Annotated in this window: 5 protein-coding genes and 1 pseudogene; 2 read left to right on the forward strand and 4 right to left on the reverse strand. The window is 69.3% G+C overall.

The features are described 5' to 3' along the window. Positions 1-147: 147 nt before the first annotated feature. Positions 148-1,482, reverse strand: a complete 1,335-nt coding sequence (locus tag G6R25_RS20515) for a wax ester/triacylglycerol synthase domain-containing protein (protein WP_235949250.1) — start codon at positions 1,480-1,482, stop codon at positions 148-150. Between the two features lie 37 nt (positions 1,483-1,519). Further along, positions 1,520-1,867, reverse strand: coding sequence for a hypothetical protein (locus G6R25_RS20520; RefSeq protein WP_163554239.1), 348 nt, complete (start codon positions 1,865-1,867; stop codon positions 1,520-1,522). A gap of 635 nt (positions 1,868-2,502) precedes the next feature. Here G6R25_RS20520 and G6R25_RS20525 point away from each other — a divergent pair. Next, on the forward strand, positions 2,503-3,468 hold the full coding sequence (locus G6R25_RS20525) for a beta-ketoacyl-ACP synthase 3 (protein ID WP_163554240.1): 966 nt from the start codon (positions 2,503-2,505) through the stop codon (positions 3,466-3,468). Positions 3,469-3,550: 82 nt separating this feature from the next. On the opposite strand, the gene G6R25_RS28060 is transcribed toward G6R25_RS20525, so the two are convergent. Both G6R25_RS28060 and G6R25_RS29895 read right to left on the reverse strand, forming a co-directional pair. Further along, entirely contained in the window at positions 3,551-3,889 is a 339-nt protein-coding gene (locus G6R25_RS28060) for a hypothetical protein (RefSeq protein ID WP_235949254.1), read from the reverse strand. 226 nt (positions 3,890-4,115) lie between these two features. Beyond that, positions 4,116-4,610: pseudogene (locus G6R25_RS29895) on the reverse strand (DUF2637 domain-containing protein); the annotation flags it as partial. 373 nt (positions 4,611-4,983) lie between these two features. Between G6R25_RS29895 and G6R25_RS20535 the strand changes: the two are divergent. Then, on the forward strand, positions 4,984-5,812 hold an 829-nt coding region (locus G6R25_RS20535; RefSeq protein ID WP_235949252.1), incomplete at its 3' end, for an enoyl-CoA hydratase/isomerase family protein.

The following is a 5,812-nucleotide window of genomic DNA, read 5'->3' on the forward strand; positions in this document are numbered from 1 at the left end:
GGACACTCACACCCCGCAACAATTACCCAACCTCACAAATCGTTGCCGGGAATTGCTCACTGTGTTGGTTCCTGACAGGCAGCTCCGGAATCATGCCGCGCCCACCGTCCGGGTACAGCCGGATGACGGCGGACCGAACCGGCGTTGTCAACGCGGACGGGGGCCCGCCAGCTCCGCGAGCACCCCCAGTTCGGCCAGCCACAGGTCCGGCAGCGTCTCATGGCCGGGGACGCTGGCGCTCGCCGTGAACGTGGCATGGGCATGCTCGCCGTAGCCGAACAGGGCCACGGAGAGGTGCTGGCGGCCGACGAAGAGCGGAGGCAGCCCGACCAGTCCGGTCACCGGCCGCCCCGCGACGGCCAGTCGGCAGCGCAGGTACCCCGGGTTGGAGGCGACGAGGGCGACCTCGCGGGTGCGGGCGCCCGAGCTGGCGGCATGGGCGAGGAAACGCTGCGAGGCATAGGGGGGCAGCTCCGCGAGGGCGAGGTGACGGCGCTCGACCACGCCCAGGCCGCCGCCCCGCTTCAACCGGCGCGTGCGCGCGGCGACGCGGGCGAGCCGCCGGACGGGATCGGGTTCGCCGCAGGGCAGGGCTATGCGGACCCCGGTGGTGAAGTTGGACAGCAGCTCCTGTTCGGCACTGGTCCGGATGCTGATGGGCATGAGCGCGTGGATGGGTCGATGAGGTCGGTGAGGTCGATGCCATTCCAGCAGCGACCATTGCCGGAGCCCGCCGGCAATGGTCGCGAGATAGACGTCGTTGACCGTAACCGAATGGCGTCGAGCGATCTGCCTGAGCGCGTCGAGTTCCGTCGTGACCCAGGTGTGGCGGGCCGGTCCACGGGCCGGTCCCCCCCAGGCCGCCAGGGCGCGGGTGGGTGCCAGCCCCTGCAGGTTGCGACCGGCGAGGCGCAGGTAGTCCCCCGGCCGGGGGGCGGGAAACGCCTGCGGCAGGGCCACACCCGTCTCGTCGTCCTCGCCGAACAGCAGGTGCAGCGCCCGGTAGAGGGCGCCGCCGTCCTGGTGGGCGTGGCTGGCCCGGTACAGCACCAGGGTGCCCTCGGCGGAGTGCCCGCGCAGGAGGTGGAGCATCCACGGCGGTCGACCGAGATCGATGGGCTGGGTGGCGAGCCGGTCGATCGCGCGACGCAGTCCGTCGTCGCCCGTCCCCTCCCCCACCGCGGTGACGACCACGTGGTCGTCGACGTTGACGTCGCCGCGCGGGGCCCACCGCAGTGAGGTCTGCTCGGCCTGCGACCCGCGGCCGCGGCGGTCCCGCGGAGGCGACGCGACCGAATGGAGTTGTTCGGTGAGATGTGGCGCCGCGCGAAGACGGTCGGCGACATGCGCCCGCAGAGCGGAGAGGTCCAGTGGTGGCCCGCCGACGTACAACAGCGCGCCGACGTCGAGGAACTCGCCGGGGAAACGGCGGGTGAAGGCCAGGAAGGCGTGATCGCCAATCGTCAGAGACCGGTCGTGCACAGTACCATCCCCTTCCGGGGTCGGGGAGTCTGGGGAATCATCGCAGGAGCCCGAGCTCCTGGGCCGCGCGCACCGCGGCGGGCGATTGTTGACCTGCAGCCGGCGCATGATGCGGGCGAGATGGGACTTCGTGGTAGAATCCTCGATATTCAATATTCAGCCGGCGGGCCACCTCCGCGTTCGAGAGCCCGGCGGCGCGGCTGGCAGCATCGATCACGGCGGCATTGATCTGACTCGTGCCGCGCATTCCGCCGTACAACACGATTCGTTCGCCCGCCTCCACATCGACGGGGACCGCGAAGATCGCCTGTATCCCCTCGCCGATCCTCAACCATTCGTGCCGATGCCGGGCCAGGGCCCGATAGCTGCGCCGGTCCGCGACCACCGGGCGGCACCGGAAACCGCATTCCACCTAACAGGAAATATTTCGACCCTAACATGAACGATGTTCACTTCTCGGTCAAATTCGCCCACGCGGCACCACCTTTGGGCGGAACTCTACGACCCGGTGGGCGCACGCTCAGGGATGCAGCCTCTCGATGCGGTCGCCCGAACCGGACCCGGACTCCGGCCTCACCACGCACCACCGCGTCGAGCCGGGGCAGCAGCTCGACCTGAGGCACGTGGGATCGCACGAGCAGGTCCACGGACCCCGGCTCGGCGTGCTCGCCGACGCCTTCGCCGTCCGCCGCGGCCGTCCGAAGATCCACGCATGTCGGGCCAGGACGATCCTCCGGCCCCGGAGGATCACGTTGCATGTCGACCTTGAAATCTTGGGCTCGCGAGGGCGCCTCCCTGCGCAAGTTATAGGATATCCTACAGTAGGGTGGGCTAGCATGCCTCGGCGAGAGGTCACGGAAGCCGTGGTCCGCGGCAGGGTACGCACGTTGTCAGCCAGTTCGCTGCCGTTGTTCCGGCGTCACCTGGTTGCGCCTCCCGGGGGGGCGATCAGGGTCGTGACGCTGATCTGTGACCGTCCTCGCGCGTGGCTTGGAACGGTGTCAGCCTGGGAGGAATTCGATGACCGGAACTGCCACGACCGCGACGAGCGGCATGGGGGCTCGCCTGATTGGCTTCGGCGTCTATCGGCCAGCGAAACTTCTCACCAACGAGAAGCTCGGACGCCGCTTCGGCCGGGCCGTGGATTGGATCGAGTCTCGAACAGGCTTCGTGACCCGGCGGGTCGCCGAGGAACACGAGACTGTGCACGCCATGGCCGCCGGCGCCGCCAGTGAAGCGGTACACGACAGCGGGGTAGAAGCCCACGAGATCGACCTCATCGTCGCCGCAAGCTGCAGCACCGATCGCAAAGCGGGGGTCGCCCAGCAGGTGGCCGCCTCACTGGGTGCACTCCGCGCGGGAATGCTCGATCTGAACGCAGCCTGCGCAGGCTTCTGCTATGCCGTCGCGGTGGCCGCGGACGCCGTGCGGGTGGGATCGGCGCGATACGCCGTTGTCGTCGCCTCGGAGAAGATGAGATCACTGGTGAACTCGAACGATCTCGGCACGTCCATCATCTTCGGTGATGGTGCCGGGGCGGCGGTCATCGGTCCGGGTGAGCGGTCGGCAATCGGGCCGATCAGTTGGGGGCATGACGGCGGGAAAGCCCCCCTCATCAGGATGGATGACGACAACCGGTGGCTTCGCATGGAGGGCCAGGCGGTGTTCCGCTGGGCGATTTCGGCGATGCATCCCGTGGCGCTGGCAGCCTGTGAGCGAGCCGGTGTCACACCAGCGGACCTGGCCGCCGTAGTTCCGCACCAGACCAACCTGCGCATCGTTGACGTGATTGCCGACAGAATCGGTGCCACTCACGCGGTCGTCGCACGAGACGGGGTGACCAACGGGAACACGTCGGCGGCATCCATACCGCTGGCGCTGCATTCGCTGCGCAGCCAGCGAGCGATCTCCTCCGGAGATCTCGCGCTACTGATCGGGTTCGGCGCGGGTCTGAGTTGGGCCGCCCAGGTCGTCCGTATCCCCTGACCAGGACAGACCAGGGTGCGCCCCGTCGCTTCGAGCACGATCGTGTGATGGCCACGCGAGGCAGGTCTGGCTTCGGGGTCAGCTACTGACTGTGGTTGGGGACGAGGGTCCGCTCGGAAGCCATGCCGCGGCGCCGTCCGCGGACGGTGGGCCGGTGCGAGGGTCGAGCGGACGGGCCGGTGTTGACGTCGGCGTACGGGGTGTTCCTGCGGACCTGGTAGATCCAGCTCTTGCTGACCGTGATGCCCTGGGCGGCGAGCACCGCGACCGCCTCGGTGACCGACCCACCGGTCTGGTCCAAGGTGCGCACGATCGCCTCGCGTCTCGCGGCCGGGTCCGCCGCGCCGTCCAGCCCGGTGGGCGGCGCGACATCCGCCCGATCGGTGTCCGCCCGATCGGTGTCGTCGTCCGCCTGAGGCAAGGGTCCACGGCTGTCGGTCCGGCTCAAGGTCGTCAGCCGCGTCTGACCCCGGGGCGAGCGGGTGCGCCGCCGTGGTGGCCATACCGATGGCAACTGCGGGCGCCGGACCGCGTTGCAGCGGGATCGGCACGGTGGTGACCGGATCCTCGGCGCTCCGGCGTGCGGTCGGGTGGATCTGACGCATGAGCAGCTCGTAGGAGCCGAGCAGGGCCAGCGGCGGCCAACCGGCGATGATCCGGGCGGTGAACGTGGGTTCGGCGTGCAGCACGTTCGCGAGCAGCGACGCGCAGGCCCCCAGTGCCAGCAGGACATAGGACAGCCAGGACCGGTTCCGCCCGGCGCGGCGCTCCGCCAGCATCGCCATCGACGCGGCCACGATCAGCCCGTCCACGCTGAACGGCAGCACCGCCGCGGTCATCGGGTCCTCCCCGTGCGCCATCGCGACCCCGCGCATGTGCCGATAGGACACGAAGGCCGCCACCACCGCCACCGCGACCACCGTGGTGATCCGGATCGCCCGCTCCGCCCTGACACCGGAGGATCGACCCTCGCTCATCGGCTGACCACCATCCACACCGATCGATCTCCTCACCTGCTCCGGAAATGCGACGTCTTCACGCATTTTGCCCCGAGGCCGTCCGGACGTTCCGGACCCCCCGACCGTACGGAGTGTCCGTATCCGTCCTGGTGCCGAGCGTGGGAGACCCGCCCATCTACGCATTTCCCAGGTCACAGCGTGCGACCATCAGCCCTCGCCGGCCCTGACCGTCCGGACCGTGTCTGTTGCACCCGGTGCTATCTGGGGATAGCGCCGTTTTCCGAGAAAACGAACCATGTCTCAGCGAGCCTTGGGCTCACTCCCGAGCGCGGCAGCGCAGGTGACAAGGTCGTCATCCACCTCGACAGGGTCAACGACCAGCAGCCGCCGACCCGACGCGAGCGGATCACGCGCTCGGGCGACGATGGGGAAATCCCCGCCGGAGCATGGTCCGACCCCCAAGGAGCCCGCCGATGACCGACCGCGCCAGCCTGGCCGAGTTGTGACCGCCTAACCGCCGCGGCACCCCGCACAGGGCCCCTGGACCACCCTGGACGTGCGCGTCGATGCGCCGGTCGCCTGGGTCCGGTTCAACCGCCCAGCCGCGCACAACAGCGTCATCCCGACAATGATGATCGAGATCCACGCCGCGCTCACCGAGCTCGCCCGTGACGACACGCTGTCCGTCGTCGTTCTCACCGGCGCCGGCCGGACGTTCTGCCCGGGCGCGGACCTGACGGCGGCACTCACGGACCACAATCCCGATCTCCCACCGGTGGTGGTCTACCAGTCCGCGACCCTGCTGCACGAGATGCCGCAGCTCACCATCGCCGCGGTCAACGGGGGCTGCGCCGGCGCCGGGTTCGCCTGGGCGGCGGCATGCGATCTGCGGATCGCCACCGCCCGTGCCCGTTTCTCCGTCGCCTTCCCCCAGCTCGGTCTCACCAGCGAGCTCGGTCTACCGTGGACGTTGTCCCGCGCGCTCGGTGGGGCCGCTGCCCGTGACCTCTGCTTCCTGCCGGCAAAACTGACCGCGGACGATGCCCGGCGGATCGGGCTGGTGGCCCGGGTCTTTCCCGACGACCGGTTCGAGGCGGAGGTGGACGCGATCGTCACCGAGCTGGGATCGCGCCCGCGCAGAGCCGTGCGCGGGATGAAGGCCAACCTCCTGTTGGCGGAACGTAGCGGCCTGGCGGAATTCGTCGACGCCGAGGCGCGGCGCCACCAGAGTTTCTTCACCGGATCGGCGCGCGCGGAGTCGATGCGGGCCCTGCAGAACCAGGGACTTCAGCTCAGCCAGCCGGAAACCACCGAACCCCGGAGCCAGGGCCTCGGGAAGATCGTTCTAGGTTGCGATCTGCTACGCGGAGTATTGGCCCCGTTGT

The organism is Candidatus Frankia alpina, assembly GCF_902806485.1.
GTDB classification, from domain to species: Bacteria; Actinomycetota; Actinomycetes; order Frankiales; family Frankiaceae; genus Frankia; species Frankia alpina.